The following is a 15974-nucleotide window of genomic DNA, read 5'->3' as shown; positions in this document are numbered from 1 at the left end:
TATAATCAAATCATGCTCTGTTGGAAAGGGAGAGAGCAGAAAAACTTAAAAATGAAAGAGAGGGCTTTAGATTGAAAGAAAGATATCCAACATTATCACAGCCGGCTACATTATTAGGGTTATTTATTCTTTTGTTAGCCGGTTTTATGACCATTCTTGATCTTTTTATAGTGAATGTGGCAATTCCGAGTATACAAGGAGATCTGGGGGCAAGCTTTTCACAAATCGCTTTTATCGTTGCTGGTTATGAACTTGGTTTTGGCGTGCTTTTGATTACTGGAGGCAGGCTCGGGGATCGTTTTGGGCGCAGGCGTCTGTTTATCGTGGGGATGTTTGGCTTTACTATTACATCTGCATTATGCGGGCTGGCAATTAATCCAGATATGCTAATCATCGCCAGAGTACTTCAAGGCCTGACTGCTGCGATGATGCAGCCGCAAATTTATTCTTCTATTCGGGTTAATTTTTCAGGCCGGGAAAGAGGAATTGCTTTCAGTTTGCTCGGCATGGTATTAGGCCTTGCTGCCATTGCGGGGCAAGTGCTAGGCGGTTTTATTGTAGAAGCCGATTTTGGAGGACTCGGCTGGCGGATGATTTTTTTAATCAACATTCCCATCGGCATTTTCTCCATTCTTATGGCGCGGTTCATCCCGGAATCGCATGCTCCGGAGCGTCCACTGCTGGATTGGGGCGGAGTAGTTATTGTCAGTCTTGGACTGATTTTATTTCTTGTCCCGCTTATTGAATCACAGAATCATGGCTGGACGATATGGAGTTTCTTATCCCTTGCGGCGGCAGCATGGATACTATTTGGTTTTTGGCGGCATCAGGAAAGACGGCGCCTTGCTAAAAGGCAGCCGCTGGTAGACACCATGCTCTTACGCCAATCCCGGTTTGCCATGGGCGGCAGTCTCGTCTTGCTGATATATTCTACTTCGTCCGTGTTTTTCTTATGCTATGCGTTATTAGTACAAACAGGGCTGGGTTTAAGTCCGCTTTCCGCCGGGATTCTTTTTGTGCCCTGCAGTATCGGATTTACTGCTGCTTCGATAGCAGCGCCCCGCCTGGTAGAGCGTTTTGGAACGATGACGATCTTTTGGGGCGCTGTTTTTTATACCTTCTCCTTTGCTGTATTAATCTGGCAAGTATGGACTGCAGGAGGCGATTTGGTAACTGTTCATCTAGTTACAGCACTTGTTTTTGTAGGGATTGGCCAAGGATTAGTCATGACACCGCTCTTAAACCTGGTATTAGGGTTTGTAGAAGAAAGCAAAGCAGGCATGGCCTCAGGAATTATTTCTACTTTACAGCAGGTTGGCGCAGCTGTCGGCCTGGCAGCAGTAAGCATATTTTTTGGGAGTGTTGTTGCTGATGCTGACGGGGGAAACAGCGGTCTATATGCTTCTGCTTTCGTCAATGCGATGTTTTATAATCTTATTGCTTCATTAGTTTCCGCAATTCTGCTTTGGAAAATGGCAAAAGAGCGGGTGGAAGGAAGCTGATTTATTGTTTTAATACTATAAAACAGATAAATGGGGAGGATTTTGTTAAAAAGCACTATTCTTTAATATGTACTTCTTTATTGCTATTTGGAATTGACGGCTATCATTTATCTGCTTGATTAACATTTAGTTTTAATTTAAGTAAAGGATAACCATGGTATATTTTATGCTTAACGTTTGAAAACTGGAGTAAGAAGAAAAACAGATCACTTGTATCATTTATTAAAAGATAACAAGTGATCTGTTTTTATATTTTAAAATTCACTCTCCAAACCAGCATTTCAATTATTTATTGCAGACCTCTAAAGCATTTTTATTTTTCTCCATAAATTCCTCATGCGTAAAACCCCACGCACACATCTCTCTTAAAATAGGCTCCAATGATTTTCCATGTGCTGATAAAGAATATTCTACTCTTGGCGGAATTTCCTGGTAGACAACACGATGAACCAGTCCGTCTTTTTCTAACTCCCGAAGCTGCTGTGTAAGTACCCCCTGCGTTATTTCAGGCATGAGGTGTCGTAATTCTCCGAAGCGTTTTGTGCCCTTTTCTAAAAGGATGAATAAGATATGCGGTTTCCATTTACCGCCAATTGCTTGAAGCGCAGTTACAATTCCGTATTTTGATAAATCGTCCAAAAGAACTTTCCTCCTTATAGTAAAAGCTTTCAGTCACTATTTCATACGAAGTATGTTAACCATACCAGAGAAAATAAAGAAAAGTAATCAATTTGCCTAACAGCATTCTGGCTTTGTAGATATGGATAAAAATTATAAAGCTGTAACCCGGACAGGGCTTTATTTGTACCTTTTACCATACTGAGTATGAAAAATATGCCTACTTTTCAAGTGATATTTTGCTCACCATAATAAAAGGTGTTAATAGCTAGTAACCAAAGGGGGATAAATCCATGACATGCACGTGAAAGAATTAAATGGCATTTACTGCTTGTGGAAAGTGGGAGAGGAAAAGCTTTTCTTTATATATGCTGATGCAGAAGACGAACAAAGGATACGGAAGAAGCTAAACACAAGATTTGGACGATATATATGAATTTTTATGGAACATCATAATATAACGCTTACTCTGTACTGTTCCGTAAAATAGAATATAAATTTGGAGTGGATACAATTGCCTTTTGCAGTTTTTATATTAGGTTTTCTTATATTTTCGCAAACAACATCAGAATTTATGGTGGCTGGAATTATGCCATCTCTATCAGAAGAATTTAACGTATCGATTGCAGCCATCGGTTATCTAATTTCAGCGTATGCAGTAGGGATGATTGCAGGCGGACCGATTCTAACCATTGCTTTACTAAAGGTTCCGTTAAAAAAAGGATTAATGGCTTTAACACTTGTCTTTCTGATTGGACAGACCATTGCTGCCGTTTCTCCCAATTATGAAGTGATGATGGCGGCGCGTGTCGTACAAGGGATAGCTTCTTCCGCAACGTTTGGAACAGCTATGTCGCTTGCCTATCAACTCGTCCCTGATCAGCTACGAGCGAGGGCGGCTTCCATTGTATTAGGCGGATTAATGATTGCAACTGCTGCCGGAGTCCCATTTGCGATGGTGTTTAATTTGTATTTAGGCTGGCGTGCCAGCTTCTGGGCGGTTGTTGTCTTAGTATTTATCGCAGCCATATTCGTACAGTTCCTGATTCCAGCCTTCGAATCAAAGGAAAAGAAAAGTATCCGTATCAAAAAAGAAATCAGTTCCTTTAAAAACGGTCGGTTATGGGCTGCCTATACGACGAATGTATTTATTATCGGCGCTACTTTTGCAGCATTCAGCTATTTTACGCCAATCCTGACTGAAGTCACAGGATTTAGCGCTGGTGTTGTTCCTTTTATTCTAGGAGTCTATGGTGCAGCAACGGTTATTGGTAATATTATTGTCGGCAGATTAGCAGACTTGCATATGATGCCTGTCATGACAGTTGGGCTAGTTATTCTGACAGCTGCACTGATTCTGTTTGGATCCTTTGCGGAAATTCCTGTCATCGCTGTTGCCGCAGTTATTATCATCGGTTTAACCGGAGTGTCTTTAAATCCGGCGATGGCAAAAAGGGTTTTAAGTGTTTCAAATACAGGAACGCTGGTAGCCACAGTAAATAACTCTATGATTAATCTTGGACTCATGATTGGTTCATCTGTTGGCGGATTAACGATTGATGCCGGGTTTGGAGTCACTTCTCCTTTATGGGTTGGCGTTATCCTAGGGATTATTGGATTGACTACATTGCTTCCGTTTATTCGAAGGGATAAATTTACTGTAAATGCTTAGCGAGGAACTAAACGCATTTGTGAAATTCTTCTAAAACAAATTGTTGAACTCTGCTTACATTTATATGTCTCATCCAACCTCAGAAAGCAAACATCGTTTTATTTTTTAAATCCCGGGAATAGTTTTAACTAACGAAGCCATTATTTTGGAGGGATTATTTTGAAAAAAACAGGCGTTGTTTTAGGACTGTTTTTATTTAGTTTCGTATTGGCGGCATGCAATAATACAAATGAAACAGATTCTGCAGAGGAAACACCGTCAAATAATGAGGCAGATTCAGAAGAAGATGGAGATGAGACAGATTCAAACAATCCAGAGGAGGATGCTGCATCTGATAAGAACCCGGTGGAAAACGAGGAGGAAAACAACCATTCCGATAACGAAGCAGAAGAGCAGGACTATACAGAAGAACAAGTCTCCGGTGACTACCTGATTCACGCCGAGTGGCTGGATGGCACGGATTTATTGCTTTACTTCACGCGGACAGCGGATGAGATGACACGTGAAGAGCGGATACCTCAATCATTAATGGAAAGTGATCCTTCACAACGTGATCTGTTCTCTGCTACGACCAATTTTGAGGTCGACGGAACAGCAGTGAACTTGTACTATAATGAAGAGGATGATTTAAGTATGGCATCCACGGAGTCGGCGATGTTTTGGGAAGCGCTGAATGAGATTGGCTTTCGGTATGGTTTGGATGAATTTAACCTTTTTAATCAGGATGGGGAAAGAGGACTGACTTTTGCGGAAAATCATTGGCAGGATCCCGTTGAAATCGAACAAGAGCCGAATCGCGGATACTATGTTATGTCTCCAGAAGAAACAGAGCGAGGGGAGCACACGTATATCAGCGGGGCTGTAGCGGGAGAAGAAATATCTGCGGAGGATGGCGAACTATTTGATTTCGGCCAGACAATTGAAGCGATGGCAACCACAACGAACGACAACGGGTCTTATCACTCCGGAATCTACGAAGGTCTGGAAATCGAAGAAGCAGAGGTAGATGGGAATCAAGCGATGGTGACATATCATATCAATGAGGAGGCAGAACCGACTCAACAAGAACGTGAAGATTTTGAGCAGGTTCTTCAACTAACTGCGCTCGATTTTCAGGTCGAGGAGCTCCAGCTGGTAAATGAAACGGATCAAGTTATTTCCACCTACCCTTTATTGAATGAAGCAGGTGACAATAATGGCACAGCAGAAGAGGATGATAACCAATCCGAAGATACTTCAAACGCAAATGAACAGGAGGAAAATACCGGAATAACGGAAGAGGATGCGACAAAAAACGTGTTTGACTATGTAGATGAGCATAGCGACACTAACCGGGAAGATGTAAAAGCCATGGTACAAGATGACGAGGACGAAGAAGGCTATTATACTGTTCAAGCATTTGTGTTTTCAGGAGAAGAAGGGGAAGCGCAGATGACAAACACTATAGGCTGGTATCTGGTAGATAAAGAAACCGGGGAAGTCAAAGAAAAGGAGCTTTAACGAACAGAATAGCTTGATGGTTATTCATATAGAAAGAACTTGTTTTGATTATTTTTCAAAATAGGTTCTTTCTATTTATTTATCAGAATATTATTGCACATCAGGAAGAACTTGTATATATTGATAGTACAACATGACAGATTACCAGCTTATATTCCATCTGATTTATTGAGATTTATAAAGTCGAAGGAGGGGACAGTGTGGAAGAAAAGATAGAAAAAGCAATACAAGATATTTATCCCGATGATTTTTCCTGGTGCTATGGATGCGGCCGACTAAATAAAGATGGTCACCACCTGCGGACTGGATGGCAAGGAGATAAGACAATTACCATTTTTACGCCTGATTCAAAGTACATGGGAATCCCGGGTTTTGTTTACGGCGGGTTGATAGCTTCGTTAATGGACTGTCATGGGTCAGGTTCGGCTGCACTTGCTTTACACCGCAAAAACGGAAATGAAATTGGTGATGGTTCGGTACCGCCCAGATTTGTCACTGCAGGCCTCCATGTGGAATTCCTGCAGCCAACTCCACAGGATACGCCGCTAAAGGCCATTGGAACAGTGGAGGAAATTCATCCGAAAAGATGGAAGGTCCAAACAGAAATCTTTGCAGATGATACTCTCTGCGCACGTGGAGAGGTCGTTCTTGTCGTTATGCCGAGTACGTTTTTAAAATAGAAATTTTTTTGAATATCATGCAGTATAGTGCGTTAAGTTAACATAAAGGAAGTTATCAAAATCCCAAATACCAAGTTACACTTTTTAGGAGTGAGTTGGTATTTTTTTAGCAAAAGGGACTTACCGAATAAGCCTCGATAAGCCTGTACCAAAAGGGAAGGGACGTATAACTGGGGCCGAATTGGCTACATCGATGATAGATCAGTTGGAAAATCCAGATTCTATCGGCAGCGTTGCCTATGTTTGCGCCAAATAAAAGTTAAATTGATTCATAGATAAAAAGACTAGCAGGATTTTCCCGCTAGTCTTTCCGCCTTAATTACGAATTAAGTGATCAAATGCACCTAAAGCCGCAGTGGCTCCAGATCCCATTGAAATAATGATTTGTTTATATGCGCTGTCTGTGCAGTCTCCTGCAGCGAATACGCCGGGAATATTGGTAGAACCGCGTTTATCTACAATGATTTCTCCAAATTTGCTGCGTTCCACCGTGTCTTCCAGCCATTCCGTATTTGGCACAAGGCCAATTTGTACAAAGACACCAGCAAGTTCGATGCTGTGTTCTTCTTCCGTTTCACGGTCAACATAGCGAAGCCCTTGCACTTTTTGATCACCATAGATTTCAGAAGTACGAGCATTTGTGATAACTGTTACGTTTGGCAAGCTATATACACGCTCTTGTAAAACCTTATCTGCTTTCAGTTCGGGAAGGAATTCAAGAACTGTGACATGCTTAACGATTCCGGCTAAATCAATGGCTGCTTCAATCCCGGAATTACCGCCGCCGATAACCGCTACATCTTTTCCTTCAAAAATTGGGCCGTCACAGTGCGGGCAATAAGCAACCCCTTTATTTTTGAATTCTGCTTCCCCGGGGACGCCAATATTTCTCCAGCGTGCACCGGTGGAAAGCACAACTGTTTTACTTTTCAGTGTTGCACCATTTTCCAGTTCTAATTCAAATAAGTCTTTTTTCTCCAGTGATTTAGCACGCATCGAGTCCATGATATCAACTTCATAATCGCGAACATGCTCTTCCAGGCTTGCTGCCAATTTCGGACCTTCTGTATATTTGGTAGTGATGAAGTTCTCGATGCCCATGGTATCTTGAACCTGTCCGCCAAAGCGTTCCGCTACGACACCGGTACGAATTCCTTTTCGTGCTGCATAGATAGCTGCGCTGGCGCCAGCAGGACCGCCGCCGACAACAAGCACATCAAATGCTTCTTTATCGTTCAGGCCGGATACATCCACAGTCGTATTGCCTAATTTTTCAAGGATGCTTTTTAGAGTTTGGCGTCCGTTAACAAAGGATTCTCCATTTAAGAAGACAGATGGGACGGCCATCACGCCATTATCGTCTGCTTCTTCTTTAAATGCAGATCCTTCAATCATGGTATGCGTAATTGCAGGGTGAACCACGCTCATTAAATTCAAGGCCTGGACTACGTCAGGACAATTATGGCAGGAAAGGCTGACATACGATTCAAAATGGAGCGGTCCCTGCAATTGCTTGATTTGTTCCAGGAGTTTCACATCTGCTTTCGGCGGACGGCCGCTCACTTGCAATAATGCAAGAACAAGAGAGGTGAATTCATGCCCAAGTGGAACACCGGCAAAAGCAATGCCTGAATCTTCTCCAGGACGATTTACGCTAAAGGTCGGAGTGCGCGGGAATTCACCTTGTTCGATTGTGATTTTATCAGACATTCCGGCAATTTCATTGACCAGTTCCTCTGCTTCTTTGGAAACATCGTCAGCGCCAAAGCTTACTTTGAGTACAATGTCATTTTCCAATAGCTGCAAATATTCTTTAAGTTGTGATTTGATTTCTTGATCGAGCATAGTAAACCTCTTTTCTCTATTAAAATCGGAAAAACTAAAATGAATCTCTTTGTTCATAGCTGTCTCGGAATTTCCCCTGATGGAGAAATCTGTATCGATAGGCTGTATAACACAAAGGAAGTTCGACGCACGTAACGCCGAACCCCGTTTAAATTTAAATTACAGCCGTTAACCGGCTAACCGTGCTTTCTTAGATTTTTCCAACTAAATCTAGGCTTGGTTTTAATGTTTCTCCATCTTCTTCCCATTTAGCAGGGCAAACTTCATCTGGATTTTCACGTACATATTGTGCCGCTTTGATTTTATTGATTAATGTGCTGGCGTCACGGCCAATACCATCAGCGTTAATTTCTACAGCTTGGATAACGCCGTCTGGATCAATAATAAATGTACCGCGATCAGCCAGTCCTGCATCTTCTCTTAATACTTCAAAGTTACGGGAAATTTGCTGAGAAGGGTCACCAATCATCGTATATTCAATTTTGTTGATAGCATCTGATGCTTCATGCCATGCTTTATGCACAAAATGTGTATCTGTAGAAACAGAATAAACCTCTGTACCAAGATTTTTTAATTCAGCATATTGATTTTGTAAGTCCTCTAATTCGGTCGGGCAAACAAAAGAGAAGTCTGCTGGATAGAAACAAACAACGCTCCATTGACCTTTGAAATTTTCTTCGGATACATCTACAAATTCACCTTGATGAAATGCAGTTGCTTGAAATGGTTGTACTTCTTTACCTATTAGTGACATAATGTATGTCCTCCTTGCAAAATAGTAATCTTATAATTATTGATTTTTATCAATAAAAACAATAATTATAATCTAATAATAATTATTATAAATTAGAGATAATTTGTCAAGGAACCCAAGTGAAAAAGTGCATTATTTCACTTGAATTATTAACAAATTGTGAACGAAATAAGCTGTCTTATATTGTTCTTTTATTCTAAAATTGAATAACTAATTGAGAATAGAGTATAACATTTGCGAACGGATTCGGCAAATGAAAAAGGGGCAATTTGTGTTTTTCTTCACAGAACTGCAAAGAACAATTCCAGAAACAGATAAAAGCAGGGGCGGCGTTTCAAAAGAAATCATAGAAGGGCGTCATAGAATAGAAATGCTTCATCTATTTGGCCGCCATACAATAATTTTATAATATTGTTTGCCATACAATTATTGTGTTGTATGGTTTTTTCATTCGTGATAAGCTATCTAAATATTATGATTGTTACTAAAAAAGAACTGTATTAGTATGAAGGCGGGATAAAATGGCGGAAGATAATGAAATAAAACTTGGAGATAGTTCAGCTTGGCTGCAAGCATATATTGACTCTCCAGAAAAACAAAAACAACTGTATAAGAAAACATTAATGGTTGTCATTATGTCTCAAATATTTGGAGGCGCAGGTCTTGCAGCGGGAATTACCGTAGGGGCGCTCCTCGCACAGGATATGCTGGGAACAGATAGCATAACAGGGATTCCTACAGCATTATTTACCTTAGGATCTGCAGGGACAGCGTTACTTGTAGGACGGCTTTCTCAACGCTACGGACGTCGTTTTGGACTTTCAGCAGGTTTTTTAACTGGAGGGATTGGGGCCATTGGTGTCGTTATGGCTGCATTAATGAACAGCATTGTCCTTTTATTTATTGCGCTGTTTATCTACGGGGCAGGAACAGCCACCAATCTGCAAGCGCGTTATGCAGGAACAGACTTGGCAGGTTCAACGCAACGGGCTAAAGCTGTAAGTATGGCCATGGTTTCTACTACATTAGGCGCTGTTGCCGGACCGAATCTGGTGGAATTTATGGGAGATGTTGCGATATTTCTGGGAGTACCTGCTTTGGCAGGCCCATTTATATTAGCAGCAGCAGCTTATATACTAGCAGGATTGGTACTTTTATTTTATCTGCGTCCTGATCCGCTGCTTGTAGCGAAAGCCATCTCTAATTCCGAGAAAAGCAACAGCCATTCAAAGACAGAAAAAAACATGGGTGGGCTACCCAAAAACAGGAAAGGTATTTGGGCAGGAGCTGCAGTAATGGTTTTAACGCAGTTTGTTATGATTGCCATTATGACTATGACGCCGATACATATGGGGCATCATGGGCATGACTTGCAGGCTGTCGGCCTAGTGATTGGTTTTCATGTTGGCGCAATGTATTTTCCTTCTTTAATAACCGGGAGCTTAGTCGATAAAGTCGGCCGGGCTACGATGGCTGTTGCTTCTGCGGTTACGCTGCTTGCTTCTGGTGTTTTAGCTGCGTTGGGACCTGCGGATTCGATGACAGTACTTATTACAGCGCTCGTGTTACTTGGTCTTGGTTGGAATTTTGGTTTGATTAGTGGAACCGCAATCCTGGTAGACTCTACTTCATTAGACAGCCGGGCGAAGACGCAGGGAACCGTAGATGTCTGGATTGCTTTGTCCGGAGCGTTAGGGGGCGGAATATCTGGAATGATTGTAGCAAATTCCAGTTATGCATTCCTTTCCATTGGTGGTGCGATTCTTTCATTACTGCTTATACCTATCATTATTTGGGCAGATATTAATAAACAGAAAAGAGCTTCATAGAGTGATGCGTATACATCTTTTGATATAAGAATGAAATAACACATATATTTATCTAAATGCCTGAATCCTTTCATCTCAAAAGTTCAGGCATTTTGGATGCTTTCAATCCTATGAAAGGATGCTGTCTAGTAATCGTTTAAGAATAATCAGGCCATGCTCGAGCTCTTCAGTTGTTTCCGGGGCACAAACGGCAACTCTTACAGCTCTTTCTGGAGAACTGTTACCAACTACAAAGCGTTCTGCTGCGTAGACTTGTACACCTTGCTGTGCGGCAAGCAATTCAAATTGCGCACCTGTTATTTTGCCTGGCAGCAGCACCCAGCGGAAGATGCCTATATCAGCCCCCAAGCATGTGCAATCAGCCAAATAACGGTCAAAAACTTCATTCCTGCGAATCGCTTCATGAAGATGTCCTTCAATTAAATCTTCAAACTGGTTGGATACAATGGTCCGTGCTGCCAGTTCTGCTAATAAGGGAGAGACGGATATATTTAAATTATACAGTGCTTTTGAAATGAGCTCCTTATATTGTTTCGGCGCCGCCACATAAGCTAATCGCAGCCCTGGTGCTATGGACTTTGATAAACTGGCAACATAAATGGTCTGTTCAGGCGCAAAAGCGGCAATTGCCGGATATGCTTTTTTATGATGAAGGTTATATGTCGCGTCTTCTATAATAATCTGGTTATACTTTTTAGCAATTGCTGCGATTTCTTTTCGATTTTCGACAGGCATACAGCAAGCTGTTGGATTGTGGTAGTCGGGAACTACATATATCCCTTTGATATGCTCGTTTTTACAGGCATCTTCAAAAGCAGAGGGGCTCATGATATGATTCTCTGCTTTGATCGGTATGATGTGTATACCAAACATTGCGGCAACCGTTTTTAATCCAGGATAAGTATGGGAATCAGCGCCAATACGGTCGCCGGATTTATAGAGACTGGCTAATATAGCCGTAATGGCATTTTGTCCTCCATTTGCAAATAAGATATGGTCAACAGTCGTTTCATAGCCGCCTCTTTTGATAAATTTTACGGCAGCGTCTTTTTGCCAAAGACTGTCTCCGGCACGGCCATAACCAAACCATTTTTCATAGTCTGTTTCCTGTGCCATGCTTTTTAATTGGAGCTGAAGTAGTTTATAAGAATCATTATCAGGCAATGTAGCGCCCATTTCGATTAAATGCTTTGGCTTTGTATCCTCTAGTAAATAGGCATTGGATAGCGCATCGTAAGCTACAAAAGTTCCGCTGCCGACAGATGAACTTAACAAGCCTTTTAACCCGCACATTTTAAAAGCTTTTGAAATGGTACTTAAATTTAAATCTAAATAATCAGCCAACTCTCGCTGAGGAGGAAGCTTTGTTCCTGGAAATAAATTTCCATTTAGTATATCGTCCTCCAATTGCTGGGCGAGAGTTTGATAAACTGGCTTTTTGTTTTTATTGAGCAACGGTTTCCAAGACATCGGATAGTTTTCAAAAGAATTAATAGACATGTTCTTCCCCCTCTTATACAATTTTACGCTGTTTATTTCGACAGTTTCTTACAATTTCAATGATTTCTTAAAATACTGAATAACATCCTTGCTTTATATTGTATAAGCATATTCTTCCCATCTGCAATTCTTTTTTTGAATTTACTAAACCTCATGATGAGTTAATGCCTTAGGAAGCAATTGCAATTGCAATTGCAGAGCAAATTGCCGATCCTGACAAACTAAAAACCAAACCTTCCAATAAAATAAGGTTTGGTTTTTAGTTTGTTTGTCATTATCGAGCAAACGGCTGCTCCGCTGTGTCTTTTTATAGCAGGGGGTAAGCAGCTCCGGGTTCAACGCATAATCTACATACTCTTTTGTGATTTCAGCAAGTTGTTCCTCCTTGATGACCGACACCATTCAGCGCAAATGGCGGTAAATAATGTGCACCGACAAAGTTAACAGCTGCTTCCAATGGAGGGACGCTGTATCAATAGAAAGGAAATTGAAAAATAATACGATCATGATTTTCTACCAGCTTTTGTTCCTCTTGAACATCGATTTATTCCTTGGAATAAGCTCTATAAACATCGTGGAAAGTAACGTTAGGCTGCTTCTTTATTCTTCAATTAAATACTGGTTTCCACGAGATTTAGCCAAATTGGGGTGAAAAACGAATACTAATGTTTTCATTTTATACGAACACCTTCTATAAATCGCTTTATCAGCGCTTCATCGCAGCTGAAGTATTTTCCGGAAAATAAATCTATATTGCGTAGTTCAAACGATAAGTCTGTATTCATTTGGTTACTAAAATCATCGTAAATCCAAAGTTTCTTTTTTGAGAAGCAGGCACTTTAATTAAACATTGTTCCTTTTAAGAAACCAAATGGAGTAAAAGAAGTTATCTATATATTTAATTGAATTGACTGTTTAGAGATGACCTGATTGCCATAGAATATTAGAAATAACAACAAACCAATCTTCGTATTTTTTGACTTACAAGGTATATGACCATCAGAGAAAACATATAGATGTAATAACGAACTAAAAACTAGTGAAAGTATCAAAACGTATAGAGAGAACATAGAAAAATAAACTTGAAATAAAGAAAGGGTACGCAAAGCAGGAAGTTTTAGAACGTATCCAAAGCAGAATCATTCCTTTCCCATCCTGATAACTCACTCAAAATGAGTTTTTTTACATTCTAGTTGTAACATTTTAATTGTTTTAGAAAGGCGGGAGTAAAATGGCTGAAGAGTCAAAAGGTTCTAAGATGTCACGCAGAAAATTTGTAAAGAATTCCGGGTATGTAGCAGGAGGTCTTATCGGCGGCGGTTTGATAGGATCTGTGTTTGGAGCAAGCTTTGGTGGGAGTGGAACGAAACAGCCAGCTGCACCTACTGTAAAAGAAGAGGAGAATTTCAACCAGGCATTAATGTATTTCACAAGACATGCTGATTTTAATACGCTTGGTGCAGTGACGGAGCGTATATTTCCAGAAGATGATAATGGACCTGGCGCGTTAGCTCTTGGAGTTCCCTATTTTATTGATCATCAGTTAGCAGGAGCATATGGAAATAATGATAAAGAATATATGCAAGGTCCCTTTCGTAAGGGAACCCCTTTTCAAGGCTATCAGTCTGCATTAAAACGTCATGAAATCTTTATGCAGGGAATTCGTGCATTAGAGCAGGAAAGCCAAAATGATTATAAGGAGTCTTTTATAGATTTGGAAGGAGAACAGCAGGATAAAATATTGCAGAAATTTGAAAATGACGAAGTAAAATTAAAAGGGGTTGCGTCCTCTGAGTTTTTCAAAATGCTGCGTGCATCAACACTCGCAGGTGCTTATGCTGATCCTTTATATGGCGGGAATGATAAAATGCGCGGTTGGAAAATGAAGGAATATCCAGGCAGTCAAATGAGTTATACCGATAAAATTGAGGATGAAAGCTTTATAGAGATGGAACCAAAAGCATTAAACGATCATTTGTAATACGATGAGGAGGCTGTTGATATGGCAAAGAAATTGGACAAGGTAGATGTTGTCACTGTTGGGGTTGGCTGGACAGGCGGTATTATTGCCGCAGAGTTGACAAAGGAAGGATATAAAGTCGTTGGTCTGGAACGAGGCGGTGACAGAGGAACAGAAGATTTTCATATGGTTCATGATGAATACCGTTACGCTGTCCGTTATGGGCTGATGCAGGATACCTCGAAAGAAACCATCACATTTCGGAATAAACGGGATGAACATGCACTGCCCATGAGACAATTAGGTTCATTTCTTCTGGGAGAAGGTGTCGGCGGTGCTGGAGATCATTGGAATGGACATACGTGGCGTTTTTTGCCATATGACTTGGAAATCAAATCGGAAACAGATAAAAAATATGGAAAGGACAAGCTGAGCGACGATTATACATTACAGGACTGGGGCATCACTTATGATGAGCTAGAGCCTTATTTTTATAAATTTGAACAAACTACTGGCATCAGCGGAGAAGAGAATCCAATGGGAGCTCCTCGGAAGAACGATTATCCGACAGGCCCAATGAAAAGCACTCCCATCTTGGATCGCTTTAAAAAAGCTGCTAAGAATTTAAATCTTCATCCTATCCAGATGGCGTCCGCAAATTTATCGGAGGCATATGAAAATCCGGATGGGGAAACAATCAATGCTTGTCAGTATTGCGGTTTCTGTGAGAGATTTGGTTGTGAGTACGGAGCAAAGTCAAGCCCGAATATCACCGTTCTCCCTACTGCAAAAAAAACAGGAAACTTTGAATTGCGGCCTGACTCCAACGTGGTCGAGGTACTTCATAATGATGGGAAGGCAACCGGTGTCCTTTATGTCGATGTGCAAACGGGAGAGGAGTTTGAACAACCTGCAGATGTGGTCATTTTGACAAGCTATGTATTAAACAATACGCGTTTACTGCTTCAATCAGAAATTGGCAAGCCTTATAATCCGGAAACTGGAAAAGGCGTCATCGGGAAGAATTATTGCTATCAAATCGGGGGTGGCGCAACGGGCTTCTTTGAAAACGAGAAGTTTAACACTTTTATGGGAGCAGGCTCGCTTGGGGCTACCGTAGATGATTACAATGGAGATAATTTCGATCATAAAGCTTTAGATTTCATTCATGGCGGTTCCTTATCAATTACACAAACAGGACGCCGGCCAATTGAAAGCAATCCAGTTCCTAAGGGCACGCCATCATGGGGTAAGGATTTTAAAGAGCAGTCACTGCATTATTTTAATCGATCTCTTTCTGTTGGTGCACAAGGAGCTTCCATGCCGCATCGCAACAATTATTTAAGCTTGGATGAAAACTATAAAGATGCATATGGTAATCCTTTATTGAAGTTAACGTACGATTTTACAGAGCAGGACCGGAACTTACATCGCTATCTTTCGGAAAAAGCCGGAGAGATTCTAAAAGAAATGGGTGCCGATCACGTGGACGTCAGAGAAATCAGCGAACATTATGATATCGTCCCATACCAGACAACCCATAATACGGGCGGTGTCATTATGGGTGCTGACCCAGAAACCTCTGCAGTAAATAACTATTCACAAATGTGGGAGGTCGATAATCTATTTGTTGTCGGTGCTTCTGCTTTCGCCCATAATGGCGGCTACAACCCGACTGGCACGGTAGGGGCACTGGCATATCGGGCTGCGGAAGGGATTATTAAATTTCTCGATGAGGGAGGCCAATTGGTCCAAGTGAGTAAAAACAGCCAGCATGTTTAATGATAGAATAAAAGAGGAGGGAACAGGATGGGGCTTTCCAATATCGGTATCCCAGGCTTGATTCTGATTATTATTCTGGCTTTGATCATTTTTGGTCCCCAAAAACTGCCTGAAATTGGTTCTGCCTTAGGGAAAACACTGACTTCATTTAAAAAATCAGCAGAAGGCATCATAAGTGATGAAGAAGCGAGTGAAACAAAGGAAATACCGAAAGTCAACAGAGAAGGTTGAAATCTTATGTTAATATTCTGCAATGCAATAAGCGTATCCGATGAATATGAGTTTGAGGTTTATTAGTATAGCTGTTTTCATAGAAAGAAATTTGAAGTCTT

The 15974-nt window shown here is 41.1% G+C and carries 13 protein-coding genes; 8 read left to right on the top strand and 5 right to left on the bottom strand.

What is annotated here, in order from left to right:
* Positions 1 to 71 precede the first annotated feature (71 nt).
* Positions 72 to 1502, top strand: coding sequence for an MFS transporter (locus ACFO3P_RS18495; protein ID WP_289585131.1), 1431 nt, complete (start codon positions 72 to 74; stop codon positions 1500 to 1502).
* Between the two features lie 285 nt (positions 1503 to 1787).
* Here the strand turns inward: ACFO3P_RS18495 and ACFO3P_RS18490 are convergent, their stop codons facing one another.
* Positions 1788 to 2141, bottom strand: a complete 354-nt coding sequence (locus ACFO3P_RS18490) for a winged helix-turn-helix transcriptional regulator (protein ID WP_084612971.1) — start codon at positions 2139 to 2141, stop codon at positions 1788 to 1790.
* Positions 2142 to 2634: 493 nt separating this feature from the next.
* Here ACFO3P_RS18490 and ACFO3P_RS18485 point away from each other — a divergent pair, with 493 nt between their 5' ends.
* From ACFO3P_RS18485 to ACFO3P_RS18475, 3 genes are all read left to right on the top strand, one after another.
* Positions 2635 to 3792 (top strand): MFS transporter, encoded by a 1158-nt coding sequence (locus ACFO3P_RS18485; RefSeq protein ID WP_193062137.1) that lies wholly within the window; start codon positions 2635 to 2637, stop codon positions 3790 to 3792.
* Between the two features lie 159 nt (positions 3793 to 3951).
* A complete protein-coding gene (locus tag ACFO3P_RS18480; protein ID WP_289585132.1) occupies positions 3952 to 5292 on the top strand; it encodes a hypothetical protein in 1341 nt (446 codons plus the stop codon).
* Between the two features lie 200 nt (positions 5293 to 5492).
* The gene (locus ACFO3P_RS18475; protein WP_289585133.1) at positions 5493 to 5972 is read left to right on the top strand and encodes a PaaI family thioesterase; all 480 of its coding nucleotides are present in this window, start codon (positions 5493 to 5495) and stop codon (positions 5970 to 5972) included.
* 315 nt (positions 5973 to 6287) lie between these two features.
* On the opposite strand, the gene ahpF is transcribed toward ACFO3P_RS18475, so the two are convergent.
* Together ahpF and ahpC are read right to left on the bottom strand one after the other, a co-directional pair.
* Positions 6288 to 7817, bottom strand: coding sequence for an alkyl hydroperoxide reductase subunit F (gene ahpF / locus ACFO3P_RS18470; protein ID WP_193062140.1), 1530 nt, complete (start codon positions 7815 to 7817; stop codon positions 6288 to 6290).
* A gap of 190 nt (positions 7818 to 8007) precedes the next feature.
* A complete protein-coding gene (gene ahpC / locus ACFO3P_RS18465; protein ID WP_042534036.1) occupies positions 8008 to 8571 on the bottom strand; it encodes an alkyl hydroperoxide reductase subunit C in 564 nt (187 codons plus the stop codon).
* A 521-nt stretch (positions 8572 to 9092) separates the two neighbouring features.
* Between ahpC and ACFO3P_RS18460 the strand changes: the two genes are divergently transcribed.
* A complete protein-coding gene (locus tag ACFO3P_RS18460; protein ID WP_289585134.1) occupies positions 9093 to 10400 on the top strand; it encodes an MFS transporter in 1308 nt (435 codons plus the stop codon).
* A gap of 108 nt (positions 10401 to 10508) precedes the next feature.
* Here the strand turns inward: ACFO3P_RS18460 and ACFO3P_RS18455 are convergent, their stop codons facing one another.
* Both ACFO3P_RS18455 and ACFO3P_RS18450 read right to left on the bottom strand, forming a co-directional pair.
* Positions 10509 to 11900 (bottom strand): aminotransferase-like domain-containing protein, encoded by a 1392-nt coding sequence (locus ACFO3P_RS18455; protein WP_289585135.1) that lies wholly within the window; start codon positions 11898 to 11900, stop codon positions 10509 to 10511.
* Positions 11901 to 12044: 144 nt separating this feature from the next.
* Complete coding sequence (locus ACFO3P_RS18450; RefSeq protein WP_289585136.1) at positions 12045 to 12299, bottom strand: hypothetical protein; 255 nt, start codon at positions 12297 to 12299, stop codon at positions 12045 to 12047.
* Between the two features lie 832 nt (positions 12300 to 13131).
* On the opposite strand from ACFO3P_RS18450, the gene ACFO3P_RS18445 reads away from it, so the two are divergent.
* The 3 genes from ACFO3P_RS18445 to ACFO3P_RS18435 are packed head-to-tail and all read left to right on the top strand — an operon-like array spanning position 13132 to position 15873.
* Positions 13132 to 13881: a gluconate 2-dehydrogenase subunit 3 family protein gene (locus ACFO3P_RS18445; protein WP_289585137.1), complete on the top strand. Its 750-nt coding sequence runs from the start codon at positions 13132 to 13134 to the stop codon at positions 13879 to 13881.
* A gap of 21 nt (positions 13882 to 13902) precedes the next feature.
* Positions 13903 to 15642 carry a GMC family oxidoreductase gene (locus ACFO3P_RS18440; RefSeq protein WP_289585138.1) on the top strand — a complete coding sequence of 580 codons (1740 nt, stop codon included), beginning with the start codon at positions 13903 to 13905 and terminating at the stop codon, positions 15640 to 15642.
* Positions 15643 to 15669: 27 nt separating this feature from the next.
* Positions 15670 to 15873 (top strand): twin-arginine translocase TatA/TatE family subunit, encoded by a 204-nt coding sequence (locus tag ACFO3P_RS18435; protein ID WP_042534043.1) that lies wholly within the window; start codon positions 15670 to 15672, stop codon positions 15871 to 15873.
* Positions 15874 to 15974 lie beyond the last annotated feature (101 nt).

This window comes from Oceanobacillus aidingensis, assembly GCF_042654105.1.
Classification (GTDB): Bacteria; Bacillota; Bacilli; order Bacillales; family Amphibacillaceae; genus Oceanobacillus; species Oceanobacillus oncorhynchi.
The sequence above is the reverse complement of the archived record's forward strand: the minus strand, read 5'-3'. Positions and strand labels throughout refer to the sequence as shown.